A 15,687-nucleotide genomic window follows, 5' to 3' on the forward strand; every position below is an offset into this window, starting at 1 on the left:
CAGACCTCCGCGGACGGCCACCTGGCGGAGATGTTCCGGGACCCCGGCCCGCGGCTTCGCCCCCGAGTCACGTGGTGGTGGCCCGGTCCGGCCGTGAAGGACGCCGAACTCCGCGCCGAGATCGGGGAGATGGTGAACGCCGGCTTCGGTGGCGCGCAGTTCTTCGAGACCCCCGGCCTCGCCCACCCGAACGACCTGCGTCCGCCCGAACGGTTCCTGTGGGGCGCACCCCACTGGGCCCGCCGCGTCGAGACGGCTCTGCGGGCGGCACGCGACCACGACTTCCGCATCGACTTCCAGGTGAGCTCGGGCTGGCCGTGGAACAGCCCTGCCGTGTCCGGCCGGTTCTCCGCCCTCGCCCAGCAGCAGCTTGTGTTCGGTCACCGGGAAGTGACGGGGCCCTCCAGGTTCAGCGGCGTCCCGCCACGGCCCGGCGACGTGGACCCGCGCGCCGCGCGACCGGTGGCCGCCGTAGCCGCCCGGCTCCAGGCACCGGCCGTCCTGGACGCGAAACACACCATGGACCTCACGCCGACCCTGGACGGGCAGGGCAGGGTGCACTGGACGGTGCCCGAAGGGCGATGGGTCGTGTTCGGGTTCTGGCAGGTGCCCACCGGCCAGCAGTCGAACGACAGCACCAGGCCGAACGACCCGCTGGTGCTGGACCAGCTCAACCCGGACGCCACCAGGGCCGCAACCGCCGACCTCGACCAGCGTCTGCTCAACCACCTCGGCCCACTCGCCGCCGAGGTGGCGGACCGCTTCCATGAGGACTCGCTGGAGTTCCAGTTCACCGGCCTGCTGTGGACCGGCCGGTTCCTGGAGGAGTTCCGTGCTCGCCGGGGCTATGACCTGACCGGCTTCCTCCCGGCGCTGGCCGTCGTCGGCTGGCACTCCGACGACCTCGAAGCCACTCAGCAGGTCTACGACTTCTCCGGATGCGTCGGCCGACGCATCCGGCACGATTACAACGAGACGCTGACGGAGCTGTGGGTGGACCACCACGTGCGCCCGGCACGCGCATGGGCTCGTGGCCACGGCCTCGACTTCCAGGGGCGCGGGCACATGCTGACCATGGACGTCGTCGCCGTCAACAAGGCGTACGCGGCTCCGGACGCCGACCCGTTCGACGGCCCGGTCGGCTTCACCCGGACCCTTACCTCGGGTGGCCGCCTCGCCGGGCACGAGATCGCCTCGCTCGAGATCGGGGACATCACCCACGGCGACTACATGATCACCCCTGAGGCCTTGAAGTACCTTGCCGACAAGGGCTTCGTCGGTGGAGCGAACGAGCTGGTCCTCCACGGATACCCGTACAAGACGGCTCACGGCGCGGGCTGGCCGTCGTGGTGGCCGTGGTCTTCCGAGTACGACCTCGCCGGACGGGAGTTCGGGTTCGGTGAGGGGTTCACTCCGGCGCTCCCGCTGTGGCGGCACCTGCGACCGCTCACCGACTACTTCGCCCGGGCGCAGACGGTACTCAGGGCCGGGTGTCCGGTCACCGACATCGCCATCTACCGCGACGTCCAGGGATATGGCCGGGTCGACGACCCGCGCACGGACGAGCGCGGCGATCCGCTGCTGAACGCCGCCCTGGCCGGGTCGGGATACAGCTTCGACATCGTCGACCCCGGTTCCCTCACCCACGAGGACACAGCGGTGCGGGACGGGCGGCTGGTGGTGCGGGCACCGGGCTATGCCGCACTGGTCGTCGAGCTGGACGCGTCGAAGCACCAGGGCGTGGTCGATTGCAGCGACGCCATGTCCGCGGCCGTGGCGCGGCGGCTGGTGACCTTCGCGCGCGACGGCCTGCCGATCGTGTTCGTCGGCCGTTTCCCCGACCGGGGGGTGAGCTACCGAGACGCCCAGCGGGAGGACGTGCTGGTGCGCGACGCCGTGGCGCACCTCCGGCGGTCGCCGCGGGTCCGGCTGGTACGGGATGAGGCGGGCGTTCCCGCGGCGCTCGAGCAGCTCGGTGTCCGGCCGGACATGTCGTTCGACCGTCCGCAGCAGGTGTACGGCGTGCACCGGCGGACTCGCACGGGCGACTACTGGTTCCTGTGCAACACGTCAGCCGCCTTTGACGAGACCATCCGACTCGTCGGAGGTGCGACCGCACGCTTCACCGCCTCCTTCGCGGTCGGCGACCGGGCCCCTGACCTCTGGGACCTGTGGACCGGCGAGGTCCGTCCACTGGGCCGCTTCCGGGTCGGCGACGGGCGCATAGCGGTACCGGTCGAGCTGGCTCCCGGCGAGAGCACGGTGATCGGTTTCGAACGACCCGTCGGGCGGCACATCGAGTCCACCACGGCGGAAGCCGTCGTCGTCCGCGGGCACGAACTGCGTCTGCGCTCCACCAGATCAGGTGCCGTGACCGCCCGGCTCGACGACGGACGGACGGTCACGGTCGACTTCGGGACACTCCCTGCCCCGTTGGAGCCGGAGCACTGGTCGCTGCACGTGGACGGCGCGCTCCCGAGCGGGCGGGAACGCCACACGCTCCGCCTCGAACGGCTGGCGGACTGGCGGACCCTTCCCCGGCTGCGGGCGACGTCGGGCACAGGCACCTACCGGACGACGGTCACGCTCGACGAGCACTGGACCGGTCGGGGCCGCGGCGCCTACCTCGAACTCGGCCGCGTCGAGGGCGGCGTCCAGGTCCGGGTCAACGGGCGGCGCGTCCACCCGGCCGGTGTGGCGCCGGTCCGGATCGACGTCGGTGCGTTCCTGCGCCCGGGCCGGAACGCCATCGAGGTCGAGGTCGCCACGACGCTGAAGAACAGGCTGACCGCGCTCGCCGAGGAAGGCGTACCCGGCTACTCCCGCTTCCTCAAACGCCCCGTCAGAACACAGCCCTACGGCCTCCTCGGACCGGTACGCCTCGTCCCCTACGCCGAGCACGGCGTCGAGGGGTGACTCGCCGACCTGCACGCCCACCCCGGTCGCCGCAGCAAACCGGCCAATCGTCTGGCGAGTTCACCCGGCCTTTCCGGGATGGTGGTCGATCAACGCTCCCAAGCAGCTACGATCACGGCATGGTTACGGCTTGGTCGCCCTGGCGCACAATAAGGACCCGCTCCGGTGCGGGTCCGCTGCTGCGTGTGCTGGCCATTGCCGTGCTCCTGTTCGGTGTCCTCGTGACACACGGCGTGCACGTCGAGAGTGTCCGGGGACATCTCTCCACCAGTGCAACGGCCCCTGCCGCAGTGCCGTTTGACGGCATTCACCATGCTGCCGTCGAGCCTGCACCGCAGTTGGCCGCGGAAGCGGACGATCACCATGGTGGTCACGAGTCGTCGCATCCCGGTGAGCAGTGCGCATCCGGGCAGCCTCAGCAGGGTCCTGTCCTGGTGACGCCCTGCTTTGCAGCGTCGGTTCGCGAATCAACCAGTGCCGAAGATGCCTCGGCTGTGCGTGTGCCTGCCGCTCGTGAGCCGATGGGCGGGGCGGCACCGGCGGCGCTGAGAGCAGCATCCGTGGTGCGGCAGGTCTAGAAGTACAGAGTCCTCCAACTGGCCTGCCGGTTGTCACCGGTTCGGCTGATCACGCGCGACGAGCTCCGGATTCCATGCCCATGATGGGCCGATCACGCTCGTCGATACCCTCCTGCCCCCACCCATGTCTGCGCCTCCCTCCGCCCTCGTCGGAGAGGTGGCAGCAGCGCGGAGGACCTGTGCCGACACTTTCCCGTACGCACGCGCCGTGGGCGCGATACGGCTCGTCGTGGTGGCGCCGACTCGTCGCTGCCATCGGCGGCACCCTCGTGGTGGCGCTCATGCTGTGCGCCGTCATGCACGGTGGGCCGGACGAGACTCACGGGCCGGTGTCCCTCCCCGCCGCTTCTTCGGCGATGGCTGCCGGCGGGGAGCCTCACGGGCCCCACGCCCCCCACGGGGACGGGGACTGCGCAACGGACCTGATCATCCGTACAGCGGCCCAGTCGACGGAGGATCTTTCCCTCGCCGCGCTGACCGTGGTCGTACTCGTCGCCGTGACCATGGCGTTGGCGAGACCCCTCGTACGGCATGAATCGCGCAGACGTCGCAGCGCACGCACCGGCCGCGAGGCGCTCGTGCGTACGTCGCGGTGGCGGATCTAGACCACGCGCTCGCAGCCGACCGACTTCACCGGCTGCCGCGCACCCATGGCCTGAACGCGGACCCACGGTCCGCCCTGTCGCCCTGGGGCGCGAGATGAACCCGCACCGTGCCTTCATCGAGCGAGAGTGAACACACAAACATGGCTTCATTGATCAAGACCGCGGCCGCCTCCGGCCAGTCGGCCCTGTCCGGGCTGGTGGGCAACACCCCGCTGCTGCGGGTGTCGGAGCCGCTGACCCCGGCCGGGCGCGGCTTCTGGGCGAAGCTCGAGGGGTTCAATCCCGGCGGTATCAAGGACCGCCCGGGGCTGCACATGGTGGAGCGGGCCAGGGCCCGTGGCGACCTGAGGCCCGGCGGACGGATCATCGAGTCCACCAGCGGCACCCTGGGCCTGGGGCTGGCCCTGGCCGGGATGGTGTACGGCCACCCGGTCACCCTGGTCACCGATCCGGGGCTGGAGTTGTCCATGACCCGGCTGCTGACCGCGTACGGCGCCCAGGTCAACGTCGTCTCCGAGCCCCATCCCACGGGCGGCTGGCAGCAGGCCCGCCGGGAGCGCGTGCAGCGGTTGCTGGAGCAGCACCCGGACTCCTGGTGTCCGGACCAGTACAACAACCCCGACAACGTCGCCGCCTACACCCCGCTGGCTCTCGAACTCGCCTCCGAAATGGGCCACATCGACGTGCTGGTGTGCAGCGTGGGCACCGGCGGTCACTCGGCCGGCATCTCACGGGTCCTGCGCCAGCTCTACCCGGAGCTGACCGTCGTCGGCGTGGACGCCCCCGGTTCGACGATCTTCGGCCAGCCCGCCCGACCGCGGCTGATGCGCGGACTCGGCTCCAGCATCTACCCCCGCAACGTCGCCTACGAGAACTTCTCCGAGGTGCACTGGGTCTCCCCGGCCGAGGCGGTGTGGACCTGCCGCCAACTGGCCGCATCCCACTACGCCACCGGCGGTTGGAGCGTCGGCGCGGTCGCCCTGGTGTCCGGCTGGCTGGCCCGGACGATGCCCGCGAACGCGCGGATCGTCGCGATCTTCCCCGATGGTCCGCAGCGTTACCTGGGGACGGTCTACGACGACGACTACTGCGCCGCCCATGGCCTGCTGGACTCCCCACCGGCGCCCGAGCCGGAGTTGATCGGCCGCCTGGACGAGAAGGAGGTCGCTCGCTGGACCCGGTGCACCACCGTCGTCGATCCCCTCACCCTGCGGGTCGCAGCTCAGGAACTCGCCGCGGACACCCTGGGCGCCGGGTCGGACGTGCCGGAGGAGGACCGGTGAAGGGGCTGCTCACGCAGGTACGGTCGTACGAACGCAGCGTCCAGCTGTTGATGGTGAACCAGTTCACCATCAACCTCGGCTTCTACATGCTGATGCCCTACCTGGCTGCCCACCTGTCCGGCACGCTCGGGCTGGCCGGCTGGATCGTCGGACTCGTCCTGGGCGTACGGAACTTCAGCCAGCAGGGGATGTTCCTGGTCGGCGGCACCCTCGCCGACCGGCTCGGCTACAAGCCCATGATCGTCGCCGGATGTGTGCTGCGGACCCTCGGTTTCGCGACGCTCGGGCTGGTGGATTCGCTGCCCGCGCTGCTGGCCGCGTCTGCGGCCACGGGGCTGGCCGGGGCGCTGTTCAACCCGGCCGTACGGGCGTACCTCGCGGCCGACGCGGGGGAGCGCAGGGTCGAGGCGTTCGCGCTGTTCAACGTGTTCTACCAGGCCGGCATCCTGCTGGGTCCGCTGGTCGGAATGGTGCTGACCGGGGTGGACTTCCGCATCACCTGCCTGGTGGCGGCCGGGATCTTCGCGCTGCTGAGCGTCGTACAGATCCGCGCGCTGCCCGCCCGGCGGTCCGAGGACACCAAGCGGCAGGCGAGGGACAGCGGTCAGGGCGTGCTCGCCCAGTGGCGCGGCATCCTCGCCAACCGTCCGTTCCTGCTGTTCTCCGTCGCCATGATCGGGTCGTACGTCCTGTCGTTTCAGGTCTATCTGGCGCTGCCGCTGGAGGTACGCCGGCTCGGCGGCGACGGGGAGTTCGGCACGGCGGCGGTGGCGGTGCTCTTCGCCGTCTCCGGGCTGAGCACGATCCTCGGCCAGACGCGAGTGACGGCCTGGTGCAAGGCACGGTACGAGCCCGGGCAGGCACTCGTGCGCGGGCTGGCGGTCATGGGCCTGGCCTTCGTACCCCTGCTGGTGGCCACGGCCGTGCCCATACCGGAGTCGGGGATCGGGCGGTGGCTGCTCGCGGCGGTGCCGCCGACGCTCGCCGCTCTGCTGCTGGCCGTCGGCACGATGATCGCCTACCCCTTCGAGATGGACACCATCGTCCGTCTCTCCGGTGACCGCCTCGTCGCCACCCACTACGGGCTGTACAACACCATCTGCGGCATCGGCATCACCGCCGGGAACCTGGGCACGGGCGCCGCGCTCGACGCCGCCCGCGCGGCCGGGATGCCCGCACTGCCGTGGATCACGCTGTGCGTGCTGGGACTGGCGTGTGCGGCCGCCCTGTACGGCCTGCACCGCACCGGCCGGCTGACGGCGCCACCCGCCGCCGAGCCGCTGCCCGCCACCGCCTGACCCAACGGCCCTCCGGCCCAGGGGCGGGGCACCGCACGGTGCCCCGCCCTGTCGGGCTGTCCTCGACGCGGACGGGCGGCTATGTGCCCCGAGGTCCGTAGTGGTCGAGGTACATGTCGACGCCGCTGGTGATGAGACGGTCCGTCAGGGCCTCGTCGATGTTCGTGCCGTAGGAGCTGAAGACCATGTGGGGGAAGACCAGGAGGCCGTAGAACTGGATGATCGCCACCTGTAGGTCGGGGATCTCCAGCCGGCCTTGCTCGGTGAGGGCGCGCAGGGCGCCTGCGACGGCGGGGTGGTGGCTTTCCGTGCCACGGTGTCTCCAGGCCTCGCCCAGCTCGGGAAAGCGGTGGAGTTCGGCGGCGACGAGGTTGCGCAGCGCGGTGACCTCGTGGTTGGTGCGGACGGCGTGGACCCAGGTGCGGGCCGCTTCGACGAGGGCGGCCCGCAGGTCCTCGGCTCCGGCCAGGCCTTCCAGCGCGGCCGACGACTCCCCGGCGAGCGGCTCGTCAAGTGCGCTGGTGATGACCGCCGTGAACAGGGCTTCCTTGCTGCCGAAGTGGTTGTAGACGGTCACCTTCGACACGCCGGCCTCGGCGGCGATGGTGTCCATACCGACGCCGAAGCCCTCCCGTAGGAACAACTCGCGGGCTGCCCGCACGATGGCCTGCCGCTTGAGCTCCGCGCGGGGTCCGCTGGGGGGCTGCTTGACGCTGTCCACGCTCATGAGCCCGACCCTAGCACCAACCTGAACTGTACGGTTGAGTTCATATGAACTGAACAGTATGGTTCAGTTAGTCGTGCGGTCGAGCGAGACCGTGCACGAGAAAGGGGACCTCGTGCCTTCCGTGACTCATCCGGTGACCGCCGTACCGCAGACGGCCGACCCCCCGGTCCGGCGCTGGCTGACCCTCGCCGTCGTGAGCGTGAGCCTGCTGGTCGTTGGCCTCGACACCACCGTGCTGAATGTCGCCCTGCCGACCCTCGTCGGTGAACTCGGCGCCTCCACCAGCCAGTTGCAGTGGATCGTCGACAGTTATGCGCTGATGTCCGGCAGCCTGGTGCTGTTCTGCGGCAGCCTGGCGGACCGGCTCGGCCGCAAGTGGATCTTCATGTCCGGCCTGGCGCTGTTCACGGCCGCGTCTGTGGTGGCCGCGTACGCCGGATCCGTCACCACATTGGTGCTCGCGCGCGGAGCCATGGGCGTCGGCGAGGCGCTGATCATGCCGGCGACGCTCGCCGTCATCGGGAACGTCTTCCCGCGCGGCGCCGAACGCACCAAGGCGATCGGCATCTGGTCGGCCGCCGTCGGCGTCGGGACAGTCATCGGGCCGATGGTCGGCGGCTGGCTGCTGAGCCACTACTGGTGGGGATCGGTGTTCCTGATCAACCTCCCGATAGGCATCGCGGGCCTGATCGCCGCCGCCCTGCTCGTGCCCAACTCCCGTGCGCCCGAGAGCGGGCGGCTGGATCCCGCCGGGGCACTGCTGTCCGTCGTGGCCGTGGCAAGCGTCCTCTGGGCGGTCATCGAAGGGCCCGACCGCGGCTGGACAAGCTCTGGCGTGCTGGCCGCCTTCACGGTGGGTGCCCTCCTGCTGGCCGCCTTCCTCGGCTGGCAGCGCAGGGCCGCGTCCCCGATGCTGCCGCCCAGGATCTTCCGGCACCGTGCTCTCGCCACGGGCGACCTGCTGGTGCTGCTGGGTGCGTTCGCTCTGATCGGCACGCTGTTCGTGGCAGTGCAGCACTTCCAGTTCGTGCTCGGGTACAGCCCCGGGCAGACAGGGCTCCGGCTCGGCCCGGCCGCGCTCGCGTTGCTGGTCGCCGGACCCCTGGCGGGCGTTCTCACGCCGCGCATCGGAATGCGCGCGGTGTCGGCCCTCGGACTCGCCCTGCTGTGCGCCTCTTCGGCGGTGCTTGCCACCACCGAGGCGACGGACGGCTACGGCCGGGCTCTCGTGGCGATGCTGCTGCTGGGCGCGGGCGCCGGCTTCGTCATCACCGCGACCAGCGACGCCATCGTCGGCTCGCTGCCCGAAACGGACCTCGGCGTGGGCTCGGCCACCAACAGCGCCGCCATCCAACTCGGCGCGGCGACCGGAGTAGCCGTCATGGGCAGCCTGCTCTCCGACCGTTACCGCAGCGGACTCGACGACCTGTCCGCCCCTGTTCCCGAGAGCGTCCTCGACTCCGCGAAGGAGTCCCTGGGTACCGCGCTCGCCCTCGCCGAGCAGCTGCCGGGCGGGGCCGGAAACGCCTTCGCTGAGGCCGCTCGCCGCGCGTTCGTCGATGGCATGGGACCGGCGATGTTCGCCGGGGCCGGTGTCACCGCGGCGGGCGTGCTCCTCGCCCTCTTCCTCGCTCCGGCCCGCGGCGCGGACCCGACCGGAACAACCCACTCGAAGGACTCGTCATGACCCACTCCGCATCCGGTGCACCGCACACGGCCGAGCAAGGCCATCGCCCGCCCGCCGACCCGCGCCGCTGGGCAGCCCTCGCACTGATCTGCCTCGCCCAGTTCATGCTGATCCTCGACGTCACCGTCGTGAACGTCGCCCTGCCCGACATGGCGGCCGACCTCGACCTCGGCCGGGAGACCCTGACCTGGGTGGTCACCGCCTACACCCTCTGCTTCGGCGGGCTGATGCTGCTCGGCGGCCGACTCGCCGACGCCCTCGGCGCCCGTCGCACCCTGCTCGCGGGACTCGTTCTCTTCACAGCCGCCTCACTGGTCACCGGTCTCGCCCAGAACGCCCCGACACTGCTCGGAGGCCGGATCGGCCAAGGCGTCGGCGCGGCCCTGCTGTCCCCGGCCGCGCTCTCCATCGTCACCACGACCTTCCACGGCACCGAACGCAACAAGGCGCTCGGCGTCTGGGCGGCGATCGGCGGCACCGGCTCGGCGGCCGGCGTACTCCTCGGCGGAGCCCTGACCGACGGACCCGGCTGGCAATGGGTGTTCTACATCAACGTGCCCGTCGGGCTGCTCCTGCTACTCGCCCTCCCCGCCTTCGTCCCGGCCCAACCACCGCGGCCCGCACGGCTCGACGTCCCCGGCGCGCTGCTCGTCACCGCGGGCACCGCAGCCCTGATCTATGGCCTCGTCAAGGCGGGGGACGCCGGCTGGGCGGACGCTTCGACCCTGCTGCCGCTGGCCGGTGCCGTACTCGCCTATGTGGCCTTCGCGCTGGTCGAGCGTGCCAGCCGGGCTCCGCTGATGGATCTGCGGATGTTCACCCGGCGGCCGGTGCTCGCCGGCGCCTTCCTGATGTTGATCGCCACCGCCCTACTGATCGCGTTCTTCTTCCTCGGGTCCGTGTATCTCCAGCACGTCCGGGGATTCAGCCCGCTGCGGACCGGGCTGGTGTTCCTGCCCGTCGCCGTGGCCACCGGCATCGGCGCCCACCTCGGGTCCCGGCTCGTGGGCCGGATCGGCAGTCGCCCGACCGCTGTCGCGGGCATGCTCGTCGCCACCGCCGGAACCATTCCCCTGACCCAGTTGTCGGAGACCGGCAGCGTGTACGCCGGACTCCTGCCCGGCTTCGTGATCGCCTCGTTCGGCATCGGCGCGGTGTTCGTCACCGCCACGACGACCGCCCTGGCCATGGTCGAGGAGGGGGAGGCGGGGCTCGCCTCTGGAGTCGTCAACACCTTCCACGAGGTGGGTGGCTCGATCGGCGTCGCCGTCGTTTCGACCGTCGCGGCCTCCGGCTTCGAGCGAGGCGCGGTGGGTGGCTTCGCCGACGCGTTCACGGTGTGTGCGGTGGCGGCCGCTGCCAGCGCCGTCGTGGCCCTGGGCCTCGTACCGCGTGGCAAACCGCAGTCGACCGGCGGCCCGCATGTGCACTGACCCAGGCAACGGGCCCGACAGTGCCTCGGTGCCGGGAGCCGCGGCGGTTGCCCTCTGCTGCAGCCCCCGGCCACCGGCGCCCCGTGGCTGTCCTCCGTATGACCGTCGTCCGTCTTCGCCGTCTCCGATTCGCTGGTGGTCTCCTCGCCATGGCTGTGACCGCCACCGCCGGACTCGGCGGCCATGTCGGCGGCGATACCGCGCAGCCCGACGAAGGCGACCGCCGCGGTGGCCAGCACCAGCGACGAGTGGGATCGGTGTGGTCGGCTCGAACTGAACCGCGTGAGCGTGAGCTACGGTCTCGCGTTCGTGGCCGATGCCGGTATCACCCGCGTGGGCGAGAAAGGTGCATCAGGGCGAGGAGCGAGAGGAGGGACAGGCGCCCCATCACACCTCGCCCCGCCCTGGCCCTGTAGCTCATACGCTCCGTCATCTCGCTGGGGCGCCGACATGGCACCCCCCGCTACCGTCGCGGCGCGTCAGCGTACCGAGCGAGCGGCACCGCGGCCGTGAGCCGGACGGCAGGGTGACCGACTGCCCGGCGCAGCAGCTCGGCCCGCGGGTTCACTGGCTCTCGCCGCCGACGAGTTCGTAGCCGGCCTCGTCGATTGCTGCGGCGACGGCGGCGGAATCCAGCTGCTGTTCGCTGGTCACCGTGACCTGGCCCGACGGCAGATCCACCTGGACGTCCTCGACTCCGGGGAGGCCGCCGAGTTCGGAGCTGACGGCGTGGACGCAGTGGTCGCACGTCATGCCTTTGACGTCGTAAACCTTCTGAACCATGTTCTTGCTCCTTCCCAAGAGGAGTAGCCATGATACCCCCAGGGGGTAAGCTCTCCCCGAGGCGGGAGTGGTTTCGGCGGCATCCCAACCACTAACGTCCTTAGTGGTGTGACGCTTCACCGTAAGCCGTATGACGCCGAGAGCGGAGGTCGGGCGGGATGGACGCATGGCAGCCGATGCTGGTCCTTCTCGGTGTCGTCGGGGCCGGGCTGGCGATCCTCTACGGATTGGGCCTGTGGCTGGCCGCAGCGCGGACTCCCCTGGAGACGGGCCCTTTCGCCGGTGGTCTCAAGCCGGGCGAGCACGCCGTTTCCCGGTTCCATGTTCGCTGGTACGCGGTCACCATGATCTTCCTGGCCTTCGACATGGAGATGCTCTTCATGTACCCGTGGGTGAAGGTCGTCTCTGAAGTGGGCACCACGGCCGTCGTCGAGATGTTCCTCTTCCTGGGGATCCTCTTCGCAGCGGTGGCCTACGCCTGGCGCGAGGGGGCCCTGCGGTGGACCTGAGAAGTCTTCTGCGGCGTACGGCGATGCAGCGCCCGGCGGTCCTGGCGGTCGCGCTGCCCGGAGCGACGGACATCCGGCTGGAGGTGGAGGCAGAGGTACGCCGGCGGGGATGGGCGGTGGCGGGCGCCCCGGCCGCTGCCGACCTGCTGGTCGTCTGCGGCGTCCCGGAGCCGCGGGACGCGCATTGGCTGGACGACATCGAGCGGTCGATGCCGGAGCCGGCCCTGCGCATCGTGGTCGAGGGGGCCGGGCACGCCACGCACGCGCTCGAGACGGCGCGCAGGGATCTGACCGGCAGGGCAGTTGCTCCGCGCGAGGCTGACGATCAAGGCACTCACCACCGCTCCGCAGGCCACGGGCACGACGACCATGCGGCTCACTCCGGCCATCACGGTCACGAGAATCACCACTCCGACAGCCGGGCCCCGCACATGGACCCCATGGAGCACGAAGGCCATACCGGCCAAATGGATCACATGGGCCACGACACGCATGCCATGGGGGACGTGGCAGGCCTGCCGATGGCCGAACGTGCCGACGACCGTGACGAGCTGAGACTCGATCAGCTGCGCGTACCGATCGGCCCCGGCCTGACCGACTGGCCAACAGGGCTCGTTCTCCGACTCACTCTGCAAGGAGACGTCGTACAGGACGTAGAGGTCGACCACCTCCCCGTACCGCCCGGCCATCGACTGCCCTTCTGGGACGAGCCATGGCTGCGGGCGGCGCAGGGCGAGGAAGTCACCCGCGGACGCGCGGAGCGTCGGCGCTGTGCCGCGCATCTGGACAGCGTGGGGCGGCTCCTCGCTGTCGTCGGCTGGGACGATGTCGCCGCGCGGTGCCGTCGGCTGCGGGACGAGTTGCTGTCGGGGGCGCCGCGCGAGGGGATCGGCTGCGACCTGCGCGCGGTACTGCGCAGAGTGCGGCGCTCACGCACCCTGCGTTGGTCGATCGCTGGGCTGGGGGAGCTGTCGTCCTCCAGAGCCGGCGAGGCAGGAGTGACCGGGCCGGCCCTCGTTGCCGACGGGGACGCGTACGACCGACTGCGGATCTGGCTGGACGAGATCGAGCGCGGCATCGAAGTACTCGACGACGAACAGCCGTTGGCGCCGGACGAACTCACCGGCCCGCGCGGACGCCTGGGCGGAGCACGGCCGCCGTCGCAGGCGCTGCTCGACATCCTTCCGGAGTTGCTGACCGGAGCGGAGTTCGCCTGCGCACGGATCATCGTGGCCAGCCTCGACCCCGACATCGACGAACTCACGCTCACGCCCTTGTCGGGAGCGGCCCATGTCTGATGCCGCGCCCCTGTGGGCGCCCGTCATCCTCCCCGTCGCGCTGGCCATGGCCGCCGTGATCACATCTGGGTTCGACGCGGTGCTGACCGGGGCGGCCGAGCGCGGTCCTGCCGGGAGCGTCCGGGAGGCCGGGCTGCGGGCGCTGGCTCCGCTACGCGAGGCCCTGCGGCTGCTCGTCCAGCAGCCCCGTCGTACGACAGCCGCGGATCGGCTGCTCGGAAGGCTGGGCGTGGTGCTGGTCCCGGTGGCGGCGGTGCTCGCGGGTGCCGTACTGCCGTGGGGTTTCCGTTCCGTGAGCGATCCGTCCGTCGGCATCGTGTGGTTCAACGCGATGGAGGCGCTGGCCTGGGCGGCGGTGTGGTTGGCGGGATGGGGGCCGAACTCGGCGCTGTCGCTGATCGGTGGGTACCGGTTTCTGGCGCAGGGTCTGGCGTACGAACTGCCGCACATGTTCGCGATCACCACCGCCGCTCTCGGAGCCGAGTCCCTGCGGGTCGGTGACGTGGTCGCGGCCCAGGACGGGCTGTGGTTCGTGGTGTGGATGCCGGCCGCGTTCGTCGTCTATCTGCTGAGTGCGCTCGCGATGGCCTTCTGGGGGCCGTTCGCGTACCCACTCGCGCGGGACGCGGCCGGGGGTGCCGCCGTCGAACTGGCGGGCGTGGACCGGCTGGTGCTGCTGGGCGGCCGGTGGATGCTGCTCGTGGTGACGGCCGGCTTCAGCGTGCCGCTGTTCCTCGGCGGCGGGCACGGCCCGCTGCTGCCGGGCTGGGCGTGGACGTTGCTCAAGACCGTGGCCGTGCTGGCGCTGCTGGTGGCCGGGCGTCGGCTGCTGCCCGTGTTGCGGATGGAGCGGTACATGGAGCTGGCGTGGATGGTGCTGGTGCCGCTGACGCTGCTTCAGGCGCTGGTCGTGGCCATCGTCGTCCTGAACCGATGAGGAGGTGAGGGCCGTGCTTGACGACGTGACCTTCTGGGTGCTGGCCCTGTTGGCGGTGGCCAGTGGGGTCATGGTGTTCCGGTTCGACTCCATGGCCCGGGCGACGTACGCGCTGCTGGCCTCTCTCCTGTGCGTCGGCGGTGAGGTGCTGCTGCTCGGGCTGGACTACCTCGGGGTCGTGATCGTGCTGATGATGACCATCGAGATGGCCATCATGGCCGTATTCATGGTGATGTACATGATGAACCCTGCCGGGCTCATGCCGATGACCATGGTCCACAACACGAAGGGCGCGGCCGTGATCTGCGCGGCGGTCTTCGCCGTCCTCGCCGCCGGGATCCTGCTCGCCCCGTGGCCGTCGCGGCGCGGCAGGCCGTCGGCCGATCCGACCATGGACCTGGGCCTGTCGCTGATGGGCCCGCAGATGCTCACCATGATGACCTTGGGCCTCGCCCTGTTCGCCACCATCGTCGCGACCGTCGTCCTGGCCACGCGCCGGGGCCGTTACGACCGTTTCGGCGACGACCTCAAGGCGCGCACCGCCGACGACCCGGTACGGGGAGGGATGGGCCGATGAGCCTGGAGCTCTTTCTGCTGCTCGCCGCGGCTCTGTTCAGCATCGGCCTGTTCGGCGCGCTCACCCAGCAGTCGATCGTGATGCTGATGATGGGGCTGGAACTGATGCTGGGCGGCGTCATCGTCGGTGCGGCGGCCGTGTGGCACTACATAGCGCCGGCGGCGGCCGACGGACAGGTGCTGGTCGTCCTGGCGGTCACGGTCATGGCGGTGGAGATGGCGATCGGCTTCGCCGTGGTCACCGCGCTGTTCCGGGCTCGTGAGGTCGACATGACCGACATGGCGGCGGAGTTGAAGGAGTGAGCGCGCTGCTGTGGGCGCTCGTCGCGCTGCCGCTGACCGTGGGGACGCTGCTGGCGGTTGTCGGCCGCCCGGCGGACCGGTACGCCCCGACGGTCGCGGTCGGCGCGGCCGTTGCCGCGCTCGGCCTCGCCGTCGCGGTGGCCTTCGAGCACCCCCGGGTTGAGGCGCCGCTGCTTGAAGGGCTTCCCGCCGGGCTCGCGGTCGACGGGCTGTCGGGCCTCATGGTGGTGACCGTCACGGCGGTGACCGCGGCCGTCCTCCTGTTCAGCGTCGCGGACATCGGACCGGGGGAGGCACGCGCCCGCTTCTTCGGACTGATGCTGCTGTTCGCCGGCGCGATGCTGACGACGGTCACCGCGACCACGCTGACGGTCCTGCTGATGGCGTGGGAAGTGATGGGCGCCACCTCCTGGGCACTGATCGGCTACTGGTGGCGCGACCCCGAGCGCGGCGACGCCGCCAACACGGCCTTCCTCACCACCCGCGCCGCCGACCTCGGCCTCTACCTCGCCGCCGGGGCGGCGCTGGCAAGTGGGCAGGCCCCGTCCCTCGCCCTCGACGAACTCCCGGAGGCGACCGGCGCGTGGTCGGCGGTCATCACCGCCGGCGTCATCGCGGCCGCGTTCGGCAAGTCGGCCCAACTGCCCTTCAGCTTCTGGCTGTCCAGGGCCATGCAGGGCCCGAGCCCTATCTCGGCCTTGCTGCACTCGGCGACCCTGGTCGTGGCCGGGGCGCACTTGCTGCTGCGGCTGGA

The 15,687-nt window shown here is 70.8% G+C and carries 14 protein-coding genes; 12 read left to right on the plus strand and 2 right to left on the minus strand.

From position 1 onward, the window contains the following. Window positions 1-93 precede the first annotated feature (93 nt). The 4 genes from ACTWQO_RS44615 (at window position 94) to ACTWQO_RS44630 (ending at window position 6,680) form a co-directional block, all read left to right on the plus strand. Complete coding sequence (locus ACTWQO_RS44615) at window positions 94-2,916, plus strand: glycosyl hydrolase (protein ID WP_443243121.1); 2,823 nt, start codon at window positions 94-96, stop codon at window positions 2,914-2,916. Window positions 2,917-3,673: 757 nt separating this feature from the next. Next, window positions 3,674-4,099 (plus strand): hypothetical protein, encoded by a 426-nt coding sequence (locus tag ACTWQO_RS44620; protein ID WP_443243122.1) that lies wholly within the window; start codon window positions 3,674-3,676, stop codon window positions 4,097-4,099. A 140-nt stretch (window positions 4,100-4,239) separates the two neighbouring features. Continuing rightward, window positions 4,240-5,382, plus strand: a complete 1,143-nt coding sequence (locus ACTWQO_RS44625; RefSeq protein WP_443243123.1) for a PLP-dependent cysteine synthase family protein — start codon at window positions 4,240-4,242, stop codon at window positions 5,380-5,382. Next, window positions 5,379-6,680 (plus strand): MFS transporter, encoded by a 1,302-nt coding sequence (locus tag ACTWQO_RS44630; protein ID WP_443243124.1) that lies wholly within the window; start codon window positions 5,379-5,381, stop codon window positions 6,678-6,680. The genes ACTWQO_RS44625 and ACTWQO_RS44630 overlap by 4 nt, the downstream gene beginning before the upstream one ends. Before the next feature lie 79 nt (window positions 6,681-6,759). Here the strand turns inward: ACTWQO_RS44630 and ACTWQO_RS44635 are convergent, their stop codons facing one another. Then, window positions 6,760-7,407: a TetR/AcrR family transcriptional regulator gene (locus tag ACTWQO_RS44635; protein ID WP_443243125.1), complete on the minus strand. Its 648-nt coding sequence runs from the start codon at window positions 7,405-7,407 to the stop codon at window positions 6,760-6,762. A gap of 112 nt (window positions 7,408-7,519) precedes the next feature. Between ACTWQO_RS44635 and ACTWQO_RS44640 the strand changes: the two genes are divergently transcribed. Together ACTWQO_RS44640 and ACTWQO_RS44645 are read left to right on the plus strand one after the other, a co-directional pair. Further along, entirely contained in the window at window positions 7,520-9,094 is a 1,575-nt protein-coding gene (locus tag ACTWQO_RS44640) for a DHA2 family efflux MFS transporter permease subunit (protein ID WP_443243126.1), read from the plus strand. Next, window positions 9,091-10,527 (plus strand): MFS transporter, encoded by a 1,437-nt coding sequence (locus ACTWQO_RS44645; RefSeq protein ID WP_443243127.1) that lies wholly within the window; start codon window positions 9,091-9,093, stop codon window positions 10,525-10,527. Before ACTWQO_RS44640 ends, ACTWQO_RS44645 begins: the two co-directional genes overlap by 4 nt. Window positions 10,528-11,091: 564 nt before the next feature. Here the strand turns inward: ACTWQO_RS44645 and ACTWQO_RS44650 are convergent. Beyond that, entirely contained in the window at window positions 11,092-11,310 is a 219-nt protein-coding gene (locus ACTWQO_RS44650) for a heavy-metal-associated domain-containing protein (protein WP_443243128.1), read from the minus strand. 158 nt (window positions 11,311-11,468) lie between these two features. On the opposite strand from ACTWQO_RS44650, the gene ACTWQO_RS44655 reads away from it, so the two are divergent. The 6 genes from ACTWQO_RS44655 to ACTWQO_RS44680 form a co-directional block, all read left to right on the plus strand. Beyond that, the gene (locus ACTWQO_RS44655) at window positions 11,469-11,819 is read left to right on the plus strand and encodes an NADH-quinone oxidoreductase subunit A (RefSeq protein WP_246884715.1); all 351 of its coding nucleotides are present in this window, start codon (window positions 11,469-11,471) and stop codon (window positions 11,817-11,819) included. Further along, window positions 11,810-13,117 carry a hypothetical protein gene (locus ACTWQO_RS44660; protein WP_443243129.1) on the plus strand — a complete coding sequence of 436 codons (1,308 nt, stop codon included), beginning with the start codon at window positions 11,810-11,812 and terminating at the stop codon, window positions 13,115-13,117. The genes ACTWQO_RS44655 and ACTWQO_RS44660 overlap by 10 nt, the downstream gene beginning before the upstream one ends. Continuing rightward, the gene (locus ACTWQO_RS44665; protein ID WP_443243130.1) at window positions 13,110-14,054 is read left to right on the plus strand and encodes an NADH-quinone oxidoreductase subunit H; all 945 of its coding nucleotides are present in this window, start codon (window positions 13,110-13,112) and stop codon (window positions 14,052-14,054) included. Before ACTWQO_RS44660 ends, ACTWQO_RS44665 begins: the two co-directional genes overlap by 8 nt. Before the next feature lie 13 nt (window positions 14,055-14,067). Beyond that, window positions 14,068-14,631, plus strand: coding sequence for an NADH-quinone oxidoreductase subunit J (locus ACTWQO_RS44670; RefSeq protein ID WP_443243131.1), 564 nt, complete (start codon window positions 14,068-14,070; stop codon window positions 14,629-14,631). Continuing rightward, entirely contained in the window at window positions 14,628-14,933 is a 306-nt protein-coding gene (gene nuoK, locus ACTWQO_RS44675) for an NADH-quinone oxidoreductase subunit NuoK (protein WP_443243132.1), read from the plus strand. The genes ACTWQO_RS44670 and nuoK overlap by 4 nt, the downstream gene beginning before the upstream one ends. Further along, on the plus strand, window positions 14,930-15,687 hold a 758-nt coding region (locus ACTWQO_RS44680; protein WP_443243133.1), incomplete at its 3' end, for a proton-conducting transporter transmembrane domain-containing protein. The genes nuoK and ACTWQO_RS44680, both read left to right, overlap by 4 nt.

This window comes from Streptomyces sp. 4N124, from assembly GCF_052245395.1.
In the GTDB taxonomy this organism is placed as follows: Bacteria; Actinomycetota; Actinomycetes; order Streptomycetales; family Streptomycetaceae; genus Streptomyces.

What these genes read in the sequence shown, in the direction of transcription:
- ACTWQO_RS44625 (WP_443243123.1), top strand. Translation starts at nt 4,240, where the DNA reads ATGGCTTCATTGATCAAGACCGCGGCCGCCTCCGGCCAGTCGGCCCTG.
- ACTWQO_RS44635 (WP_443243125.1), bottom strand. Translation starts at nt 7,407, where the DNA reads ATGAGCGTGGACAGCGTCAAGCAGCCCCCCAGCGGACCCCGCGCGGAG.
- ACTWQO_RS44645 (WP_443243127.1), top strand. Translation starts at nt 9,091, where the DNA reads ATGACCCACTCCGCATCCGGTGCACCGCACACGGCCGAGCAAGGCCAT.
- ACTWQO_RS44650 (WP_443243128.1), bottom strand. Translation starts at nt 11,310, where the DNA reads ATGGTTCAGAAGGTTTACGACGTCAAAGGCATGACGTGCGACCACTGC.
- ACTWQO_RS44655 (WP_246884715.1), top strand. Translation starts at nt 11,469, where the DNA reads ATGGACGCATGGCAGCCGATGCTGGTCCTTCTCGGTGTCGTCGGGGCC.
- ACTWQO_RS44665 (WP_443243130.1), top strand. Translation starts at nt 13,110, where the DNA reads ATGTCTGATGCCGCGCCCCTGTGGGCGCCCGTCATCCTCCCCGTCGCG.
- nuoK (WP_443243132.1), top strand. Translation starts at nt 14,628, where the DNA reads ATGAGCCTGGAGCTCTTTCTGCTGCTCGCCGCGGCTCTGTTCAGCATC.